General features: G+C 34.4%; 15 protein-coding genes and 1 pseudogene. 11 read left to right on the top strand and 5 right to left on the bottom strand.

Annotated elements, in window-relative coordinates; genetic code table 11:
• The first annotated feature begins 29 nt into the window (after nucleotides 1-29).
• Nucleotides 30-1,217 carry a thiolase family protein gene (locus LQ694_RS09850; RefSeq protein WP_231492988.1) on the top strand — a complete coding sequence of 396 codons (1,188 nt, stop codon included), beginning with the start codon at nucleotides 30-32 and terminating at the stop codon, nucleotides 1,215-1,217.
• Between the two features lie 381 nt (nucleotides 1,218-1,598).
• Here LQ694_RS09850 and mbcS read toward each other — a convergent pair whose 3' ends face one another.
• On the bottom strand, nucleotides 1,599-3,185 hold the full coding sequence (gene mbcS, locus LQ694_RS09855; RefSeq protein ID WP_058612098.1) for an acyl-CoA synthetase MbcS: 1,587 nt from the start codon (nucleotides 3,183-3,185) through the stop codon (nucleotides 1,599-1,601).
• A gap of 389 nt (nucleotides 3,186-3,574) precedes the next feature.
• On the opposite strand from mbcS, the gene LQ694_RS09860 reads away from it, so the two are divergent.
• The 9 genes from LQ694_RS09860 to LQ694_RS09900 all read left to right on the top strand — a co-directional run bounded on the left by LQ694_RS09860 (nucleotide 3,575) and on the right by LQ694_RS09900 (nucleotide 14,513).
• Complete coding sequence (locus LQ694_RS09860) at nucleotides 3,575-5,104, top strand: NADH dehydrogenase subunit 5 (RefSeq protein ID WP_218697098.1); 1,530 nt, start codon at nucleotides 3,575-3,577, stop codon at nucleotides 5,102-5,104.
• Nucleotides 5,088-7,637, top strand: coding sequence for a DUF2309 domain-containing protein (locus LQ694_RS09865; RefSeq protein WP_058612100.1), 2,550 nt, complete (start codon nucleotides 5,088-5,090; stop codon nucleotides 7,635-7,637). The genes LQ694_RS09860 and LQ694_RS09865 overlap by 17 nt, the downstream gene beginning before the upstream one ends.
• A gap of 51 nt (nucleotides 7,638-7,688) precedes the next feature.
• A complete protein-coding gene (locus LQ694_RS09870) occupies nucleotides 7,689-8,171 on the top strand; it encodes a carbonic anhydrase (protein ID WP_058612101.1) in 483 nt (160 codons plus the stop codon).
• Nucleotides 8,172-8,200: 29 nt separating this feature from the next.
• Nucleotides 8,201-8,569 (top strand): Na-translocating system protein MpsC family protein, encoded by a 369-nt coding sequence (locus LQ694_RS09875; protein ID WP_048540502.1) that lies wholly within the window; start codon nucleotides 8,201-8,203, stop codon nucleotides 8,567-8,569.
• 148 nt (nucleotides 8,570-8,717) lie between these two features.
• Nucleotides 8,718-10,370 carry a Na/Pi cotransporter family protein gene (locus LQ694_RS09880; RefSeq protein ID WP_070373360.1) on the top strand — a complete coding sequence of 551 codons (1,653 nt, stop codon included), beginning with the start codon at nucleotides 8,718-8,720 and terminating at the stop codon, nucleotides 10,368-10,370.
• 295 nt (nucleotides 10,371-10,665) lie between these two features.
• A complete protein-coding gene (locus tag LQ694_RS09885) occupies nucleotides 10,666-11,742 on the top strand; it encodes a Gfo/Idh/MocA family protein (protein WP_058612103.1) in 1,077 nt (358 codons plus the stop codon).
• A gap of 15 nt (nucleotides 11,743-11,757) precedes the next feature.
• Nucleotides 11,758-12,474: a ThuA domain-containing protein gene (locus LQ694_RS09890; protein WP_196968430.1), complete on the top strand. Its 717-nt coding sequence runs from the start codon at nucleotides 11,758-11,760 to the stop codon at nucleotides 12,472-12,474.
• 17 nt (nucleotides 12,475-12,491) lie between these two features.
• Complete coding sequence (locus tag LQ694_RS09895) at nucleotides 12,492-13,532, top strand: Gfo/Idh/MocA family protein (RefSeq protein ID WP_196968431.1); 1,041 nt, start codon at nucleotides 12,492-12,494, stop codon at nucleotides 13,530-13,532.
• Between the two features lie 12 nt (nucleotides 13,533-13,544).
• Nucleotides 13,545-14,513: a sugar phosphate isomerase/epimerase family protein gene (locus tag LQ694_RS09900; protein ID WP_048540507.1), complete on the top strand. Its 969-nt coding sequence runs from the start codon at nucleotides 13,545-13,547 to the stop codon at nucleotides 14,511-14,513.
• 498 nt (nucleotides 14,514-15,011) lie between these two features.
• On the opposite strand, the gene LQ694_RS09905 is transcribed toward LQ694_RS09900, so the two are convergent.
• The 4 genes and pseudogenes from LQ694_RS09905 to scdA form a co-directional block, all read right to left on the bottom strand.
• A complete protein-coding gene (locus LQ694_RS09905; protein ID WP_196968432.1) occupies nucleotides 15,012-15,878 on the bottom strand; it encodes a nuclease-related domain-containing protein in 867 nt (288 codons plus the stop codon).
• 111 nt (nucleotides 15,879-15,989) lie between these two features.
• Complete coding sequence (locus tag LQ694_RS09910; protein ID WP_058612106.1) at nucleotides 15,990-16,427, bottom strand: VOC family protein; 438 nt, start codon at nucleotides 16,425-16,427, stop codon at nucleotides 15,990-15,992.
• 160 nt (nucleotides 16,428-16,587) lie between these two features.
• Nucleotides 16,588-16,824 (bottom strand): annotated as a pseudogene (locus LQ694_RS09915) (class I SAM-dependent methyltransferase); the annotation flags it as partial.
• A gap of 25 nt (nucleotides 16,825-16,849) precedes the next feature.
• The gene (gene scdA / locus LQ694_RS09920) at nucleotides 16,850-17,533 is read right to left on the bottom strand and encodes an iron-sulfur cluster repair di-iron protein ScdA (RefSeq protein ID WP_196968433.1); all 684 of its coding nucleotides are present in this window, start codon (nucleotides 17,531-17,533) and stop codon (nucleotides 16,850-16,852) included.
• A gap of 214 nt (nucleotides 17,534-17,747) precedes the next feature.
• On the opposite strand from scdA, the gene LQ694_RS09925 reads away from it, so the two are divergent.
• Nucleotides 17,748-18,311, top strand: coding sequence for a PadR family transcriptional regulator (locus LQ694_RS09925; protein WP_096791632.1), 564 nt, complete (start codon nucleotides 17,748-17,750; stop codon nucleotides 18,309-18,311).
• The last annotated feature ends 11 nt before the right edge of the window (nucleotides 18,312-18,322 follow it).

Consider the following 18,322-nt stretch of genomic DNA (forward strand, 5'->3'; position numbering starts at 1 on the left):
AAGTGTTGAATAAGAGAGGATGGATATCAATGCAAGAGGCATATATAGTAGCATATGGACGTTCTGCAGCAGGTAAAGCTAAACCAGGTGGTGCATTATTTCATGAAAGACCTGATGAAGTTGCATCTCAAGTATTAAAAGGTGTACTCAATCGTGTAGGTGGTACATTTGATGGTAGTATGGTTCAAGATGTTATCGTGGGGAACTCTTTTCCTGAAGGATTACAAGGTCAAAATATCGCGCGTTCAATAGCATTACTTGCTGGATTACCAAATGAAGTGCCTGGACAAACTGTTAATCGTTATTGTTCTTCAGGCTTGCAAACCATTGCGATAGCAGCGAATGAAATTATGTCTGAGCAGGCAGATGTGCTTGTAGCAGGTGGCGTTGAATTAATGAGTGCCGTACCAATGGGTGGTAATGAGCCGACAAATAACCCAGAGTTACAAGAAGAGGATACAGGTGTTTCTTATCCTATGGGACTAACGGCAGAAATGGTTGCTGAAGAATATAAAGTTTCAAGAGAAGAACAAGATGCTTATGCAGTTGAAAGTCATAAAAGAGCATCTGAAGCACAAAAATCAGGTAAGTTTGAAGATGAAATTATACCAATCGAAGTGCATAAAGTTAAATACGATGAGAACGGTCCAAATGTGACGAAAGAAACATTTAAACAAGATGAACTCATTCGTCCAGAAACAGATTTAGAAACATTATCTAAATTAAGAACAGTATTTAAAGCTGACGGCACAGTTACAGCAGGTACATCGGCTCCACTAACAGACGGAGCAGGATTTGTTGTATTGATGTCAGGTGATAAAGTAAAAGAATTAGGCGTTAAACCAATTGCTAAATTTGTAGGATTTAAAGCAGTAGGTGTAGATCCTAAATTAATGGGCATAGGACCAGCTTATGCAATACCAGAAGTATTAGAATTAACCAATTTATCAGTAGATGATATTGATTTAGTAGAACTCAATGAAGCATTTGCATCACAAACAGTAGCATCTATTAACGAAGCTGGGTTAGATATTAATAAGACAAACGTTAACGGTGGTGCAATAGCACTCGGACACCCACTCGGTGCAACAGGTGCTATGTTAACAGGTAAACTATTGTCAGAAATGAGTAAACGCCCAGACTCCAAATACGGCATGGTAACAATGTGTATCGGCGTCGGAATGGGAGCAGCTGGCATATTTGAATATGTAAGATAATATTTATATAGCATTCGATCATACGGTCGAATGCTTTTTTTGTTGAGGTGAGGGTGTGGGTGATGGGGTGGAAATACGAGGAATCGGTGAAAATGTGAGTTAAAGGAGGAGTAAACACACGAGATTGTGAAAGATGTGAGTTAAAAGGATAGTAAACTCACATCTCTCCATATCTCAACTCAAACAAAAAAGAGGCTGGGACATAAAGCATGTCTCAGCCAGTTTTAGTGTCTTGGCAGTAGATGACTGAATTGAAATACGCTTGTTTCAAGCTTTTTCAACTCTAGTCATCCTTGCCGGGGCGGGACTACGAAATCTTTTTATACAAATTAGATTTCTGTTCCGCTCCCCTCCAATCACTACTTTTCATTACTTCTTTTCCTATGATTGTTTATTATATTTTTCTTTTTCTGCTTCTCTTAATTCAACGCGGCGTATTTTGCCTGAGTTTGTTTTTGGTAGTTCGGATACAAATTCGATTGCTCTTGGATATTTATATGGTGCGACGTCACTTTTTACGTAAGTTTGTAGTTCTTTGACGAGTGCTTCGTCGCCTACGATATTATTTTGTAAGATGACAAATGCTTTGACGATATTGCCTCTGATTTCATCTGGGCTTGCGACGACTGCGCATTCTTGTACTTTCGGATGTTTAGTAAGTGAGTCTTCTACTTCGAACGGTCCGATTGTATAACCTGAACTAATGATAATATCATCTTCTCTACCTTTAAACCAGAAGTAGCCATCTTCGTCTAATCTTGCGCGGTCTCCAGTTACATAATAGTTTCCACGTTTTGATTTTTCGGTACGTTCTTCGTCTTTAAAATAGCCTTGGAATAATGATGGTGAATCTAATGATACGGCAATGTCTCCTGTGGCACCATTTGTTATTGGGTAACCATCTTCGTCTATTACAGTTACATAACTACCTGGTATTGCTTTACCCATGGCACCTGGTCTGCTTTCTGTATCTTTTAAAAATGCGATAAGTAATGTATTCTCAGTTTGGCCATAGCCATCTCTTACTTTAATGTTGAAGTTATGATTGAATTGTTCGATGACTTCTTTATTTAATGGTTCACCAGCTGATACAGCACTGTGTAAATGTTTCAATGTATAGTCTGAAAGATTAGGCAGTTTAGCCATTAATCGGTATTCAGTAGGTGTACAACATAATGCGTTAATTTGATGTTTTTCGAGTAAGTCCAAATATTTAGCTGCATTAAATTTACCGTTATAAACAAATGCGATGGCGCCAGATCCTAATATTGAAAGGAATGGACTCCAAATCCATTTTTGCCAACCTGGTGCTGCAGTTGCCCATACAGTATCTTTGTCTGTAATGCTTAACCAATGTTTTGGCGCTGTTTGAATGTGAGCAAATCCCCATCCATGTGTATGTATAACAGCTTTTGGTAATCCAGTTGTACCAGATGTATATGATAAAATTGCGGTATCATCACGTTTTGTTTCATCAACTGTAAGTTCTGAGCTTGCAGTTTGTATTGCTTCATCGATAGAAATCCAATCTTGTTGTTTAGAGCCTACGATAAATTTAGTGAGTTGATCATATTCTTGAATATTTTCAAATTCGACTGTATATTGGTCGATGACTACGACTGCGTTGACTTCACCATGCGTAATGCGGTGTTGTAAGTCTTTAGTTCTTAACATTTCTGAACTTGGAATGATAATAAGGCCAAGTTTAAGTGCAGCAATGTAAACTTCATAAGTTTTAATTGAGCGTGGCATCATAATAAGGACTTTGTCGCCTTTTTGAAGACCTTGAGCTTTAAAGATGTTGCCCACTTTATTTGAATTTTGGATGAGTTTAGCATACGTAATTGTTTGTACGTTGCCATCGACATCTTCAAATATAATGGCTTCTTTCGTTTCATCTACTGCATGTCTTTCGATTTCATTAACAATATTGTATGTTTCTGGTGCTATTAAGTCTGATCTATTCATGTTAATCTCCTCGTTTTGTTTAATATATTGTTTTATTTTAACAGTGAATAATCATTAATACGAATAAATAAAACTATAGAATATTTTAAATAGTCAAACTATTGACATTTGATAAAAATAAATATATGTTATTAAAGTATATAAAAAATTCAAAGCATCTAAACTTTAGCAAGTGGCTAATCGATATTGGCTAATTGAAAAAGTAAAAACGGTGCAATGACTCACAATTAAAAATTTCAAAAAGATTACATATAAATAATTAGGAAGCAATTAAAATAACGGTAAGCGTTAGTTTGATTGAAGCCGACAATTAAAGCAAATCTGCACGAGAGGTTTGTTTTAAATTGTCGGCTTTTTTTATTGCTTTTAACAGAAAAGGAGCAACCGACATGACAGGTTTATTAGTATTATTTTTTATTTCAATTGGATTAGCGCTTATAAGTAGCATCATATATTTAGTGCCAAAAGTGGCAAAGGCATATATTAATGTTCACTTAGTAATTGCATTTATACCAGTGCTTATCTCATTAATTGGCTTGTGTATGACAAGCGGAAATGTATATATAGGATTTTGGCATTTAGATAAATTGTCATGGTTGCTCGCACTCTTTATTTTGAGTATTGGTCTTATTATTCAAAGGTTTTCCGTACGTTATTTAGATGGAGATGCACAGTATCGTAAATATTTTTCATTATTTACATTTATGACGGTGTTTGCTTCAGTTGGTTGGTTAAGTAATGATTTAAGATTAATGGCGATATTATGGGGGTTAACATTATTTTGTTTAACGCGTTTAATCGGTTTAAACAAACAATGGCACATTACGAAACGTTTAGCGAAAAGTACTAGCATGATCTTTATCGTTAGTTGGATTGCTTTAGTAATCGCGATTATACTGACATACAATGTAACGGGTGAATGGCAACAGTCTACTATATTTAGTGAAAGCCATCTTGACCAATTTGATTCGTGGCAAGGTGTGGTTATTCAGTTGATGTTAGTGATATCGGTCATCATTCCGGCAGCTCAGTGGCCATTTCATAGATGGCTAATAGAATCTGTAGCGGCACCAACTCCTGTTTCAGCGATTATGCATGCCGGTATTGTAAATGTAGGTGGTGTTATTTTAACGAGATTTGCACCGATTTTTACAAATGAATGGATAATTGGGTTACTTATCATTATCGCAACGATTTCAGTATTGATGGGAGCGGGCATTAGTTTAGTACATGTGGATTACAAAAGGCAGTTAGTAGGTTCAACGATTGGACAGATGGGGTTTATGCTTATCCAATGTGCTTTAGGTGTTTATTCAGCAGCTATCGTTCATCTTATGTTACATGGATTATTTAAAGCGACATTATTTTTACGTTCTGGTTCTGCTGTAAGAACTTTTGATATGCCTTCAAGAATGAATGAAAGTGTGTCATATATATGGGTTCTAGTTGGTCGATTATTATCAATTATGATTGGTATTATCTTTTGGCTTATGGATTCGACAAGTAGTTACCAAATCATTAGTGCGCTTATTTTAGCTTGGTCATTATCTGTTTCATGGACACAACTAGTCGCATATGGTGAGGGCAAGTTAGGTAGAATCATTGGATTATTAGCACTTTTAATTGTTGGTTTATCTTACTTTGGTGTACATCATTTATTCCATGATTTGTTACATCAATACGCTACAAATGTGAATCATGCACCAATGTTTGCAGTTATTATCATGATTGTATTGCTTTTAATAGGAAGTGCACTGAACTTGTGGGTTGCAAGAAATCATTCATCTAAAATCGTCACGATTATATATTTATGGATTGTACATTTAGGTGAATCAAATGTGCAAAATATTGAAACGCATCCACGCTATTTGAAAAATCATACGTTTAAAGGAGGTTATCAACATGACGCAAACAATTGAATTACAAAATGACATCACATATTCAATTAAAGAGGCGAGTCGTGTCATAACACCACTTTCTCCTATTAATATATTTGCAGCAAGACATCCTTGGGCGGGTTTAGAAGATCGTACTTTTGAAGATGTCGCGAGATGGTTTCAAAAGGTACAGAATGTCGATTTGTATCCGAACGAAAGTTTATTATTTGCTGCAATTGAAAATGGAGAAATTAAACAAGAATATATAGAAGAACGATTATCAGCATGGCTATCGAACGAAAATACCCCATTAAATAAAGTGATGTTAAGAGAATACGCTGAATGCATATTGTTTAATAGAACTCACAAAGTAAATCTTACAGAACAAGAGCAAAAACAATTAAGAACGTCATTAGAAAATGTTGCACTAAATAAACAACAAGATGATGACATTATATTAAGTACGCGTATTGAACAATATTCTGGACAGGCATATTTAGATAAGTTGGATGCACAAATGATTAAGTGGAGTAAATTATATCTTGATGATAATCAATCAGGTTGGGCAATCCATAAAGATGGTAAAGGTTTCTTTAAAAATTGGAAAAGGTTAGCTCATTTGGATCCATCTTTATCGAAGGCAGAAAGGCATAAAATAAAAATGCTACCATCAACATCTATTGAAACAATAGAAAGCTGTTTAGACAAACTAGGTATATCAGAAGTACAAGTACAATCATATCTTGAAATACACTTGTTGGCTTTACCAGGGTGGGCAGGTATGATGCTTTGGAAAGACGAACGTTTAAACTTGCTGACAGATTATTTAGCCATAAGATTGGCTTTGGAATGGACATTGATGAGTGAGCATGCTCAAGAGCAACAACATACTGAAGAAGATATGTTTCAAGTGCTATCTTGGTTTGAAAGTGGAATCTTAACGTTGGAAAATTGGTTCGCATTATCTCAAGGTGAACGAGAAGATTATATAGCATTTTCACATCAATTTGATCGCATTACACAACATAAATTATTGCTAGAAGCTTGGGAAGATACGTATGCGTCACAATTACAAAGTGAAATTCAATCTCATTTCCATCATGAAGATGATAAAGTATTTGTCGAGGCACAGCTCGCTTTTTGTATTGATACACGGTCGGAACCTTTTAGAAGACAATTAGAAATGGAAGGTCCTTTCGAAACGATTGGTATTGCAGGATTCTTTGGACTACCAATTGAAAAGTGTGAACTCGGACATCAACATACACATAATGCTTTACCAGTAATGAATAAACCGCAACATAAGATTTATGAATACGAAGATGCACATCAATCCAATCATTACGTTGAAAAGAAAAAAAGTATTTCGTCAATATTTTATACATTTAAAAAAATGAAACAAAATGTATTACCAAGTCTATTGCTTCCAGAACTAACAGGTTCATGGCTAAGTGTACAAACGATAGCGAGAAGCTTTATGCCTAAACGTACGGGAGATTTGGTCAATCGATTTAATAAAAATCTTATGAATAAACCGGAAACGAAACTTTCTATAGATTATGCGTCAAATCGGTTTGGTGATTTACCTATTGGGTTTACGAAACAAGAACAGCTTACTTACGCACGAGAAGCATTGAAATTAATGGATTTAACGGAAGATTTTGCGCCATTAGTGGTCATATGCGGACATGGTAGTCATAGTGCAAACAACCCTTATGCAGCTTCATTAGATTGTGGTGCGTGTGGTGGATCAGCGAGTGGTTTTAATGGGAAAGTATTAGCGACTTTATGTAATTTGTCTGAAGTTAGAGAAGGACTCAAAAGCAATAACATTATAATTCCGGAAGATACAGTATTTGTTGCTGCTGAACATAGCACGACAACAGATCAATTAGAATGGCTTTATGTACCCGAACTCTCGAATCAAGCTGAGCGTGCTTTAGAAAAATTAAAATCAGCTTTGCCTAAAGCTAGTCAAGAAGCAAATCGTTTAAGACTTGAAGATATTCCGGGCATGGAACATTCAAATACACAATCCATAACTAAAGCAGAACAATTAGCAAGTGACTGGAGTGAAATCCGACCAGAATGGGGATTAGCTAGAAATGCAACGTTTGTTATTGGTAAGAGAACATTAACAGAGCAATCTCAATTAAATGGTCGTGCATTCCTGCATAATTATGACTGGACGAAAGATCATGACGGTGAAATTTTAAATACGATTTTAAGTGGGCCAGCGACAGTTGCTCAATGGATTAACTTACAATATTATGCTTCAACTGTTGCACCTTACTATTACGGAAGCGGCAATAAAATCACACAAACGGTGACGAGCGGCATTGGTGTCATGCAAGGAAATGGTAGTGATTTACTGACAGGTTTACCTTGGCAATCAGTTATGAAAGCTGATGGGGAATATTATCATGCACCGATTCGATTATTAGTTGTGATACAAGCGCCGAATGATTACATTCGTAAATTGCTCAATGAAAATACTGCGCTTAACACAAAAGTTAAAAATGATTGGTTACTGCTATCAAGCATAGATGAAAATGGTGAATGGCATAAATGGTAAATAAATGAGCGGGACAACAATTTATGTCCTAGACTCGAGAGGATGTATAATATGAATGATGAAAAAAATATACTCATACTATCTGATTTAAATTCACATCTAGAAAGCCAACTTGTTGAATCTTTAAATTTTAACCCTAATCATGTTATGTCGATACAAAGCTATCAAGCAGAAATTTCGCATGCATATGGTGATGTGATGCGGTCAATTATTATCGCGATTTATGAATATGATATAGAGAATATTTATATCATTAGAAAGTCAGACGATAAACAGGTTATCGCATTACCTGAAAGTATCCAAAGTCATACAGAAAAAATTAAAACACTCGATTACTTGTTTAATAACTGTAAGCCTGAGTTTAGTAGTGACAATATTCATGAATGGTTAAATGGTGAAAGTGATATTCACCAAAGTATTAAACAAAGTATTCATCAAGTTTCTAATCATCCACTTATACCATCTGGTATTACAATAAACGGTATGACCATCAATCAAAACAATATTGAAACAATTGCCGAACATTTAACATAAAGCAAAATAAGCATTAAGGAGAGACAAATATGGAAATGACTAAAGGAGCATGTGAATCAAAAATTAGTAAAGCCATTACACAATGGGAAAAAGAATATTTAGGTAGAGGATCTCTATCTGTAAAGACAGATATTATTAGAGATATGATTATTGTTGATTTACAAGGTGTGCTTACACCTGCAGAGTATAGCGTTTGTGAAACGCAAGAAGGTTTACTGAGTATAAAACGTACACGTTCAAAATTAGTAGAATCAGATATGGATCATTTATATCAAATGATATTTGAAATTACACAACAAGACGTCAAAAGTTTCCATACAGATTTAAGTTCACGAACAGGTGAACGTATGATGATCTTTAAAATGCATCATAATATAGAAGAACAATTTAATAAATAATTGCCAGATATCTATAATGAAAACCTTTTAAAAATTAAGTAGCAAAGAATAATCATAATTTTAATAAAAGTTAATTAAAAATTTACATTATCTTAACAATTATAGTTTATTATTCACAATGGTTACAATAACTTTAAAGAGGTGTGTTATGGAACTCTCGGCTTTACAAATGATTTTTACATTCATCGGTGGATTAGGTATCTTCCTATACGGGATTAAACAAATGGGGGATGGATTACAAGCAGCAGCAGGAGATAGATTAAGAGGTATACTAAATAGATTTACAAGTAATCCTATTATGGGTGTACTTGCAGGAATGATCGTGACAATTTTAATACAAAGTAGCTCAGGAACAACGGTTATCACAATTGGACTCGTAAGTGCTGGATTTATGACGATGAGACAAGCAATTGGTGTTGTCATGGGTGCCAATATTGGTACGACAGTCACAGCATTTATTATTGGGATTAACATTGGTGAATATGCTTTACCAATACTAGCATTAGGTGCGTTTTTAATTTTCTTCATTCAAAAAAGAAAAGTTAAAAATATTGGTATGATTTTCTTTGGATTTGGATCACTATTCTATGGTCTAGAATTAATGAGTGGTGCGGTGAAACCACTTGCTAATTTAGAAGGTTTTAAACAAATTATGTTAGATATGTCTTCTACTCCGATATTAGGTGTACTTGCAGGTACATTTGTGACGTTAATTGTTCAAAGTTCAAGTGCAACGATTGGTATTTTACAAGGTTTCTATGCCAATGATTTAGTTTCATTGCATGGTGCATTACCAATCTTATTAGGTGACAATATTGGAACGACGATTACAGCTGTATTAGCGAGTTTAGCAGGTTCTATCGCCGCTAAGCGTGTTGCGATGGCGCATGTTATGTTTAATGTTATCGGTGCAGCAGTATTTCTATTAATATTACCATTCTACGAAATGATAATGGAATGGATTCAACACGCTATGAATTTAAATCCAAAAATGGTTATAGCATTTGCACACGGAACATTCAATGTAACAAATACACTTATACAGTTACCATTCATCTTCGCACTAGCTTGGATTGTAACGAAAATCATTCCAGGTGAAGATGTAAATGAAAAATATAAACCGAAATATCTTGATAATAATTTAATTAATCGAGCGCCTAGTATCGCACTTCAAGAGGCTCAAGATGAAATTCAAAATATCGGTAAAATGACTGTTTCAATGTTGAATAATGTTGAAAATATTGATGAAAAAGCAATTAAAAAGCATAAAGATAAACACCTTGCAGTAGATAATATGTATGATAATGTACGTCAATATTTAAATAAATTATCTGAGAAAAAACTATCAGCTAAAGATGCTGAAAGGCTATCTGTTTTATATGATGTTAATAGAACAATATTGAAAGTATCAACTTTAACAGAATCATACTTAGAAGAATTACAGAAGAAACAATCAGCTGATATTCAAATTTCATCAAAAGCAGAAGAAAGCATTGAACGATTATATGATCATGTAAAAATTTCATATGAAAAAACGTTTGAAGTATTTGATGTTTATGACAATGTGAAAAAAGACGAAGTTGTTAAACGAAGCCAAGATTCATATGTACTAGAGCATGACTTACGTAAAAAACATATCAAGAGATTAAGCTCTGGAGAATGTTCACCAGAAGGTAGCCTTGTATATATCGACATGATATCAATCCTTGAAAGAATTGGTTACCACTCACGAAATATATCAGAATCCATGATTAACCTCGGAGAACATTCATACACACAAACAACTGAAGTGAAAATATAAATAAGTACCACCTCATTTCGCTGATTTAATCAGGTAGAAATGAGGTGGTATTTTTATAATCTGCGATTTTGGTCTTGGCCTTTTATTTTAAATAATTTAGTTGTTTTTCTATTTATCATACTGAAAATATTTTTAAGTTATGAAAATATATTCAGATGTAAAATATAAGTGTCTTTACAAGTGTTATTCGTTGGTGTTTATTGTTTTTTATTTTAACATAGTTATATAAACAAAAATGTAAGCGATTGCTTAATGTTATTAACTGTCGCATAAATACATAAAAGGGGTTGTACATATGAGTTTGAATGTAGGAATTATTGGTTGTGGTGGTATTGCGAATGGCAAGCATTTACCGAGTTTACAAAAAATAAATGAAGTGAACATTGTTGCTTTTTGTGATATCGATATTGAAAAAGCACAAGTGGCAGCTAAGGAATATGGTACGGAGAATGCGAAAGTTTATGAAGATTACCAATCACTCTTAAAGGATGATGCTATTGATGTCATTCATGTATGTACACCGAACAGTTCTCATAAGGAATTAACGGTTGCGTCATTAGATGCAGGTAAACATGTTATGTGTGAAAAACCTATGGCTAAGACGACAGAAGAGGCGCAAGAAATGATTGAAGCGGCTAAACGTAATGGTAAGAAACTTACGATTGGTTATCAAAATAGATTTAGACCTGACAGTCAATATTTACATAAAGCGACAGAGCGTGGTGATTTAGGGGATATTTATTTTGGGAAAGCACATGCTATTCGTCGTAGAGCAGTGCCGACTTGGGGTGTCTTCTTAGACGAAGAACAACAAGGTGGCGGTCCTTTAATTGATATTGGGACACATGCACTCGATTTAACATTATGGATGATGGATAATTACGAACCAGAATCAGTAATGGGTTCAACTTTCCATAAGTTAGGTAAGAAAGAAAATGCAGCTAATGCATGGGGACCATGGGATCCTGAAAAGTTCAAAGTAGAGGACTCAGCTTTCGGTTTTATTAAGATGAAAAATGGTGCGACAATCATGCTTGAATCAAGTTGGGCGTTAAACTCTTTAGAAGTAGATGAAGCAAAATGTTCATTATCTGGTACTGAAGGTGGTGCCGATATGAAAGATGGGTTAAGAATCCACGGAGAAGACTTTGGTTCTTTATATACAACGCAAGTAGAACTTGAAAATAAAGGCGTTGACTTTTATGAAGGTGAAAAAGTAGATGAAGCTGAAGTAGAGGCACGTAGTTGGATTGACAGTATTCTTAATGATACAGATCCTGTCGTGAAACCAGAACAAGCAATTGTAATTACACAAATATTAGAAGCACTTTATGAATCAGCTAAGACTGGTAAAGCAGTATATTTTGACTAAAAAGGGGTTTTATTAATGAACATAACAGTATGGAATGAATATAGACACGAAGTAGAAAGTGAAGAAATAAAAGCAGTTTATCCTAATGGCATTCACAATGTTATTGCTGAATTCTTAGGCGAAGAACATGAGGTTAAAACAGCAACATTAGATGAAGCAGAACACGGATTAACGGATGAAGTATTAGCTGAGACTGATGTCTTGTTATGGTGGGGTCATAAAGCACATGATGAAGTGAAAGATGAAATCGTCGAAAAAGTAAAAGCACGTGTACTAGATGGTATGGGTCTTATCGTGTTACATTCTGGACATTTCTCTAAAATATTCAAAAGTTTGATGGGTACGACATGTGATTTAAAATGGCGCGAAGCAGATGATAGAGAGCGACTTTGGGTAGTTGATCCAACTCATCCAATTACGGATGGATTAGGGCAATATATTGAATTAGAAAAAGAAGAAATGTACGGCGAACACTTTGATATACCGGCACCAGATGAAACAGTATTTATCAGTTGGTTTGAAGGTGGAGAAGTGTTTAGAAGTGGTGCAACATTTAAGCGCGGAAACGGAAAGATTTTTTATTTTAGACCGGGACACGAAAGTTACCCTACTTATTATAATGAAGAAATTCAACAAGTTATTAAAAATGCTGTTAAGTGGGCGAAAAATGATCGCACACCAAAACATCAATATGGTAATGCACAACCTTTAGAAGAAATTAGTAAGAAATAAAATAGGAGATTATATTTATGGATAAACTTAAACTAGGTGTTATAGGTGTCGGCGGTATCGCACAAAACAGACATATACCAGCTTTACAAAAATTAAATCACTTAGTTGAAATTGTGGGTGTACAAGATATTAATCAAGAACTCGCTAAAAAAGTATCATCACAATTTCAAATTCCAAATGTCTTTTCAGAATATGCGAAGATGTTTAAAAGTGTAGATGCAGTCGTCATATGTACACCAAATAAATTTCATGCAGAAATAACAGTTGCAGCGTTAAATGCAGGTGTACATGTATTTTGTGAGAAACCAATGGCTATGAATCGCAAAGAATGTGATGCAATGATTGAAGCGGCAAATCAATCTGGTAAAGTGCTCGCAATAGGCTATCATTATCGCTTTACAGATGCCGCAATAACAGCTCGTCGTGCAATTGATGAAGGTGTTGTAGGTGATGCACTTGTAACGAGAGTACAAGCATTGCGTCGGAGAAAAGTGCCAGGTTGGGGTGTGTTTACAAATAAACAACTTCAAGGTGGAGGCAGTCTAATTGATTACGGATGCCATTTATTAGACCTTGCTTTATGGTTACAAACGGATGCGAAACCAGTCGAAGTATTAGGTAAGACATACAACCGTTTAAGTCAGACACCTAATCAAATCAATGATTGGGGAACATTTGATCATGAAACATTTGAAGTAGATGACCATGTATCTTCATTTATAACATTTGAAGATGGTTCAACGATGCAGTTTGAATGCTCATGGTCTGCGAATATTAAAGAAGATAAAATTCACTTAAGTATGTCTGGTGTAGATGGGGGTATAAACCTTTATCCATTTGAAATTTATCAACCTCGATTTGGTACATTTTTCAACGAACAAGCATATGCTGAACATAATGAAAATATTGCTGCAGAACGTCAGACTTTAAACTTTGTGAACAGTTGCTTAGGACTAGAGTCGTTGGTCGTGAAACCTGAAGAAGCTAGACGCGTGAGTGCATTAATAGATGCAATTTATGAAAGTAGTGAACAAGGAACGAGTGTTAAAATAAAATAAGGGGTGTTACATATGAAAATTGGTGTATTTACAGTACTTTTTCAAGATAAAACGTTTGAAGAAATGTTAGATCATGTTGCAGAATCTGGATTGAAAATGGTCGAAATCGGTACAGGTGGGAATCCGGGTAACCATTTTTGTAATGTAGATGAATTGTTAGAAGATGAAAGTAAAAGACAAGCATTTATGGATGCTATCAAGAAACGTGGATTAGAAATCAGTGCATTCAGTTGTCATGACAATCCTGTTTCACCAGATAAAGAACATGCTAAACAAGCACATGAAACATTTATTAAATCGGTGAAATTAGCTTCGATTCTAGGTGTCCCAGTTGTTAATACATTTTCAGGTATACCAGGTTCAGATGAAGATGCTAAACATCCAAACTGGCCAGTAACACCGTGGCCAACAGCTTACTCAGAAATATTAGAGTGGCAATGGGAGAAGAAGTTAATACCTTATTGGAAAGAAGCGGCGCAGTTTGCTAAAGATCATAACGTTAAAATAGGGATTGAACTACACGCTGGATTCTCAGTACATACACCACATACACTTTTAAAACTTAGAGAAGCGACAAACGATGCGATTGGTGCGAACTTAGATCCAAGTCATTTATGGTGGCAAGGCATTGACCCGATAGCAGCCATTAAAATATTAGGTAAAGCTGGTGCGATTCATCATTTTCATGCAAAAGATACTTATATCGACCAAGAAAATGTCAATATGTACGGATTAACAGATATGCAACCGTATAGTTCAGTTCAATCAAGAGCTTGGACATTCAGAACAGTTGGTTATGGACATAGCCCACAAGTATGGGGAGATATTATTAGTGCGTTGAGAATCAATGGATATGATTATGTCGTGAGTATAGAACATGAAGACCCAATCATGTCAGTAGAAGAAGGATTCCAAAAAGCAGCACATAATTTACAAACAGTGAATATAAACGAATCATTAGATAATATATGGTGGGCATGAAGAAAACCATGGTTTCAGCTTGAGGCTGATACCATGGTTTTTATTTTTGAGAGGGGGTGAATCTATGGGGGATGGGGTCTGTGAGTGGAGGGCGACGATTTTGAGGTAAAAATTTTAGTTAACGTCGAGATAAACTCACGAGAGCCCCGAAGATGTGAGTTAAAGTTGAAGTAAACTCACGAGATTCAAAAAGATGTGAGTTAAAGCTGAAGTAAACTCACGAGATTCAAAAAGATGTGAGTTAAAGTTGAAGTAAACTCACGAGATTCGCAAAGATGTGAGTTAAAGCTGAAGTAAACTCACGAGATTCAAAAAGATGTGAGTTAAAGTTGAAATAAACTCACGAGATTCGTAAAGATGTGAGTTAAAGCTGAAATAAACTCACGAGATTCGTAAAGATGTGAGTTAAAGCTGAAATAAACTCACGAAATCCACAAAGATGTGAGTTAAAGCCGTAGTAAACTCACAAGTTACAAACAAACTTACATTTTAGATACTTCATAAGAAGTATCGGTACATATAATCACCTTCTTTCTTAAAATATTTATTACATATTTGCCTAATTGCCCATCTATCCCCACCACACCACAATTCTGCTTCTTTCAATGTAAATGGCCCATTTTTTAATACGTATAATTCTTTTAAATTTTCTAAATAGAGTAACTGTCTCTGTATATGTCTAGAGCAATACATACAATGACCGAATCTCATCCGTTTTTCTAATTGTATTTGGTTGATTTTACGGCAATGTGGGCATCTTAATCCTGGTTTGATTTGTTCGAATGGAATTATATGTCTAGGATAGGTCTTCGAAAAATCTTGTTTAAGTGTTTTGATTTTATTGAGGATGGCTCTATTTTCGTCTACTTTAAAATTATTAAATAACTTTGGAATTTTGTGTAACTCTGTTGGTAACAGTACCTGTTTACGATTAGGTATGTCAGAGTGAAGTGTAAATGTGGGGTTTGTAAAGACGAGATAAGATATTATATCTCGTTTAATATTGAGATGAGATTTAATCAGTTCGAGTTCATATTCGGCTCTTTTCATTTGTGAAAAAGGGGTTTGGAATATATTCCCGTAACTATTTTTCATTTGATTATCGATGATATAGTAGTCGCCTTTATAGTGTTTGACTTCTAAATTGATTATCATATCATCATCTACAATGAGGAAATCGAGTTGAATTTTGTTCTTTATATTTAATTCAATATTATGTACATAATTTAACTTAAGTTCTTGTTCTAACATTTGTTGTACAATTTGTTCACCTTCTTCACCTTGGATTTGTCGATAAATTTCTTGGGTGTCTTGATTGGCATCTATTCGACCAAAGATTGCCTTATTATATCGTGTGAGTTCCATCTATCAACCTCCTATTTTTTTACATTTATTATATATAATATTCCACTAAAATACAAATAAAAACATTTTAGAAAACATTTATCCTGATTTCCAAAATGTTTTTACCATAACTTATTTGAGTTTTTCAGCTAATTCGATATATATGCCTTCTGGACCCTTGATATAACACAATTTATACATGTCTTCGAATTGCGTAATTTCTCCAATCACATTGGAAGATGTTGCGGCCAATTGTTCTACAATTTGTTCAATATTTTGAACTGAAAATGCAAAATGACTAGCTCCTATATTTCTTGGGAAATGTAAAGATTTGTTGGTCATTGATGATTGGTCACGAAATTGTATGAGTTCTATAGCTGTTTCATCGTGAGGAACTTTCATCATAGCGATACTTGCTTCTAAAGCATCTACACCATAAATATTGTCGATCCATTCGCCATTAATATTTTGTTCTCCAATCAGTTCCAATCCTAACGTATTAAAAAATACTTTAACAGATTCTAAATCTTCAACGATAATACCTACATGGTCCATTTTCTTTAATTTCATGTTTACATCTCCAATTCAGTTAGTAGTTATATTATAACTATTATATCTGTTGAGATGGTTATTTCCTAACAGCATGAACAATATAATTCATATCTTTTTTATATCGTTTCATTGTTTTAAACATATTAAAGAACATAGATCGATTTTCTTTCTTTAAGGCATTTTTAATACCTTTTTCTAGAGCTTTAGCATTTAAGTCGACACCTTCAATTCTGCAACCGTAAGTTTTCGCAATCTGCATAGCTGTTGTACACATATTGCAACCAACTTCTAACACATATTTATCTCTCGTGAAATGACCTTTTTTAATGAGCCAATCTGTCGCAATTTTTCCACCGGGTCTTAATCGTTTCTTACCTAACTTTGCTAAAAATGTATGTCCAGCTTCTTTTTTCATAATGAATCATTCCTTTAAAAAGTTTTTAAAGTAGATGTTTGTATTTCTTGAATAATACGTGGTTTTCTAAATGAACATGTTCGTGTGTGTCGCGTTCTAATTGTTCTAAACGTTGATAGACAAGTCTCCATGTACCACATGCTTCTAGAGGCGGTTGGTAATCGTTTGTGATGGCACGTATCTCTCGTAATAATTGTCCAGCTTCGTCATGGTCATCAACTAAAGATGTAATCGTTGCGTTTAATTGATCAACTTGTTTACCTGCTGATACATCTAAAAGTTTAGGGAACGACTGATGATCTTCTTCGTCTATATGTGCTAATAATGCGGACTTCAATTTAGTATATAAGTCCTTTAGTTCCAATAAATATGGATGACTTGGACCGTGTACTTTAGCTAACTTTGTAACGTAAGGCGTTAAATTTTGGAACTCAGTTCTCAATCCTTCGTGATATCGAGATTGAATGTACTGAATAAGTGAAGCAGCATCTAAATATTTAATATCAATTCCACCATTTGGTTGATCGACAGGTATGCTATTGAGTTGATTTAACAATGTTTCTAAATCGACCTTTTTATTATTAGACACAGCTTGATCAATGGATACATCACCTCCACAACAAAAGTCGATACCGTATTTACGGAAAATATCAGCAGACTTTGGAATATCTGTTACGACATCAGCAACATGACACTCTTTAGTAATCATGTAATGACCTCCTTTAAAATATTTACCTTCTATATATCTCAATTATATTATATGAGAAGCATTCTCAGTATTAGGGAATTCCATGAAAATTACATAAAATTGTAAAAAATATGGTGCGAAAAGGTGTCGATAAAATTCATTCCGATATATCGCTTGACTCTTTTCGATATATCGGATAATATAACGATATATCGAAAAGAAGAAAGGTGATTATATGTTTATAAGAAATTTTGAGGGAAGATTTAACAATCACAGAGGTCATATGATGAATCGTGATGGCTTTGATTTTGGTAGAGGTTTTGGCGGTCATCCGGGAAGAGATCGTTTCTTTAAGAAAGGGAACTTACAATTTATTATTTTAAAAATGTTAAAAGAAGAACCAAAACATGGTTATCAAGTCATTAAAGATTTAGAAGAAAGATTCAAAGGATTCTATGCACCAAGCCCAGGTTCTGTTTATCCAATTTTGCAAATGTTAGAAGATAGAGACTTTGTATCAATTTCTAAAGATGGCAATAAAAAAGTTTATACAATTACAGATGAAGGCGAAGCATTTTTAAATGAAAACATCGATCAAGATGAATTTACGAAACGATTAGAAGGATTCCAAAATGTTGATATTAAAGCAATGGAAGATGCACGAAATCAACTTAGAGATTTATTTAAAGAAATTATGTTAGCAGGAAGAGAAGCAGTGGAAGATGATGAGAAAAAAGCGAAATTCGAATCATTTATAAATGAAACAAAAGAAAAAGCAAAAAACTTATATAAAAATTAAAAAGAAGGTAA

It is taken from the genome of Mammaliicoccus sp. P-M58 (genome assembly GCF_022386165.1).
Classification (GTDB): Bacteria; Bacillota; Bacilli; order Staphylococcales; family Staphylococcaceae; genus Mammaliicoccus; species Mammaliicoccus sciuri.

Excerpts from the sequence above, each read along its gene's own strand:
- LQ694_RS09850 (WP_231492988.1), top strand. The coding sequence starts at position 30 with ATGCAAGAGGCATATATAGTAGCATATGGACGTTCTGCAGCAGGTAAA.
- mbcS (WP_058612098.1), bottom strand. The coding sequence starts at position 3,185 with ATGAATAGATCAGACTTAATAGCACCAGAAACATACAATATTGTTAAT.
- LQ694_RS09860 (WP_218697098.1), top strand. The coding sequence starts at position 3,575 with ATGACAGGTTTATTAGTATTATTTTTTATTTCAATTGGATTAGCGCTT.
- LQ694_RS09865 (WP_058612100.1), top strand. The coding sequence starts at position 5,088 with ATGACGCAAACAATTGAATTACAAAATGACATCACATATTCAATTAAA.
- LQ694_RS09870 (WP_058612101.1), top strand. The coding sequence starts at position 7,689 with ATGAATGATGAAAAAAATATACTCATACTATCTGATTTAAATTCACAT.
- LQ694_RS09875 (WP_048540502.1), top strand. The coding sequence starts at position 8,201 with ATGGAAATGACTAAAGGAGCATGTGAATCAAAAATTAGTAAAGCCATT.
- LQ694_RS09880 (WP_070373360.1), top strand. The coding sequence starts at position 8,718 with ATGGAACTCTCGGCTTTACAAATGATTTTTACATTCATCGGTGGATTA.
- LQ694_RS09885 (WP_058612103.1), top strand. The coding sequence starts at position 10,666 with ATGAGTTTGAATGTAGGAATTATTGGTTGTGGTGGTATTGCGAATGGC.
- LQ694_RS09890 (WP_196968430.1), top strand. The coding sequence starts at position 11,758 with ATGAACATAACAGTATGGAATGAATATAGACACGAAGTAGAAAGTGAA.
- LQ694_RS09895 (WP_196968431.1), top strand. The coding sequence starts at position 12,492 with ATGGATAAACTTAAACTAGGTGTTATAGGTGTCGGCGGTATCGCACAA.
- LQ694_RS09900 (WP_048540507.1), top strand. The coding sequence starts at position 13,545 with ATGAAAATTGGTGTATTTACAGTACTTTTTCAAGATAAAACGTTTGAA.
- LQ694_RS09905 (WP_196968432.1), bottom strand. The coding sequence starts at position 15,878 with ATGGAACTCACACGATATAATAAGGCAATCTTTGGTCGAATAGATGCC.
- LQ694_RS09910 (WP_058612106.1), bottom strand. The coding sequence starts at position 16,427 with ATGAAATTAAAGAAAATGGACCATGTAGGTATTATCGTTGAAGATTTA.
- scdA (WP_196968433.1), bottom strand. The coding sequence starts at position 17,533 with ATGATTACTAAAGAGTGTCATGTTGCTGATGTCGTAACAGATATTCCA.
- LQ694_RS09925 (WP_096791632.1), top strand. The coding sequence starts at position 17,748 with ATGTTTATAAGAAATTTTGAGGGAAGATTTAACAATCACAGAGGTCAT.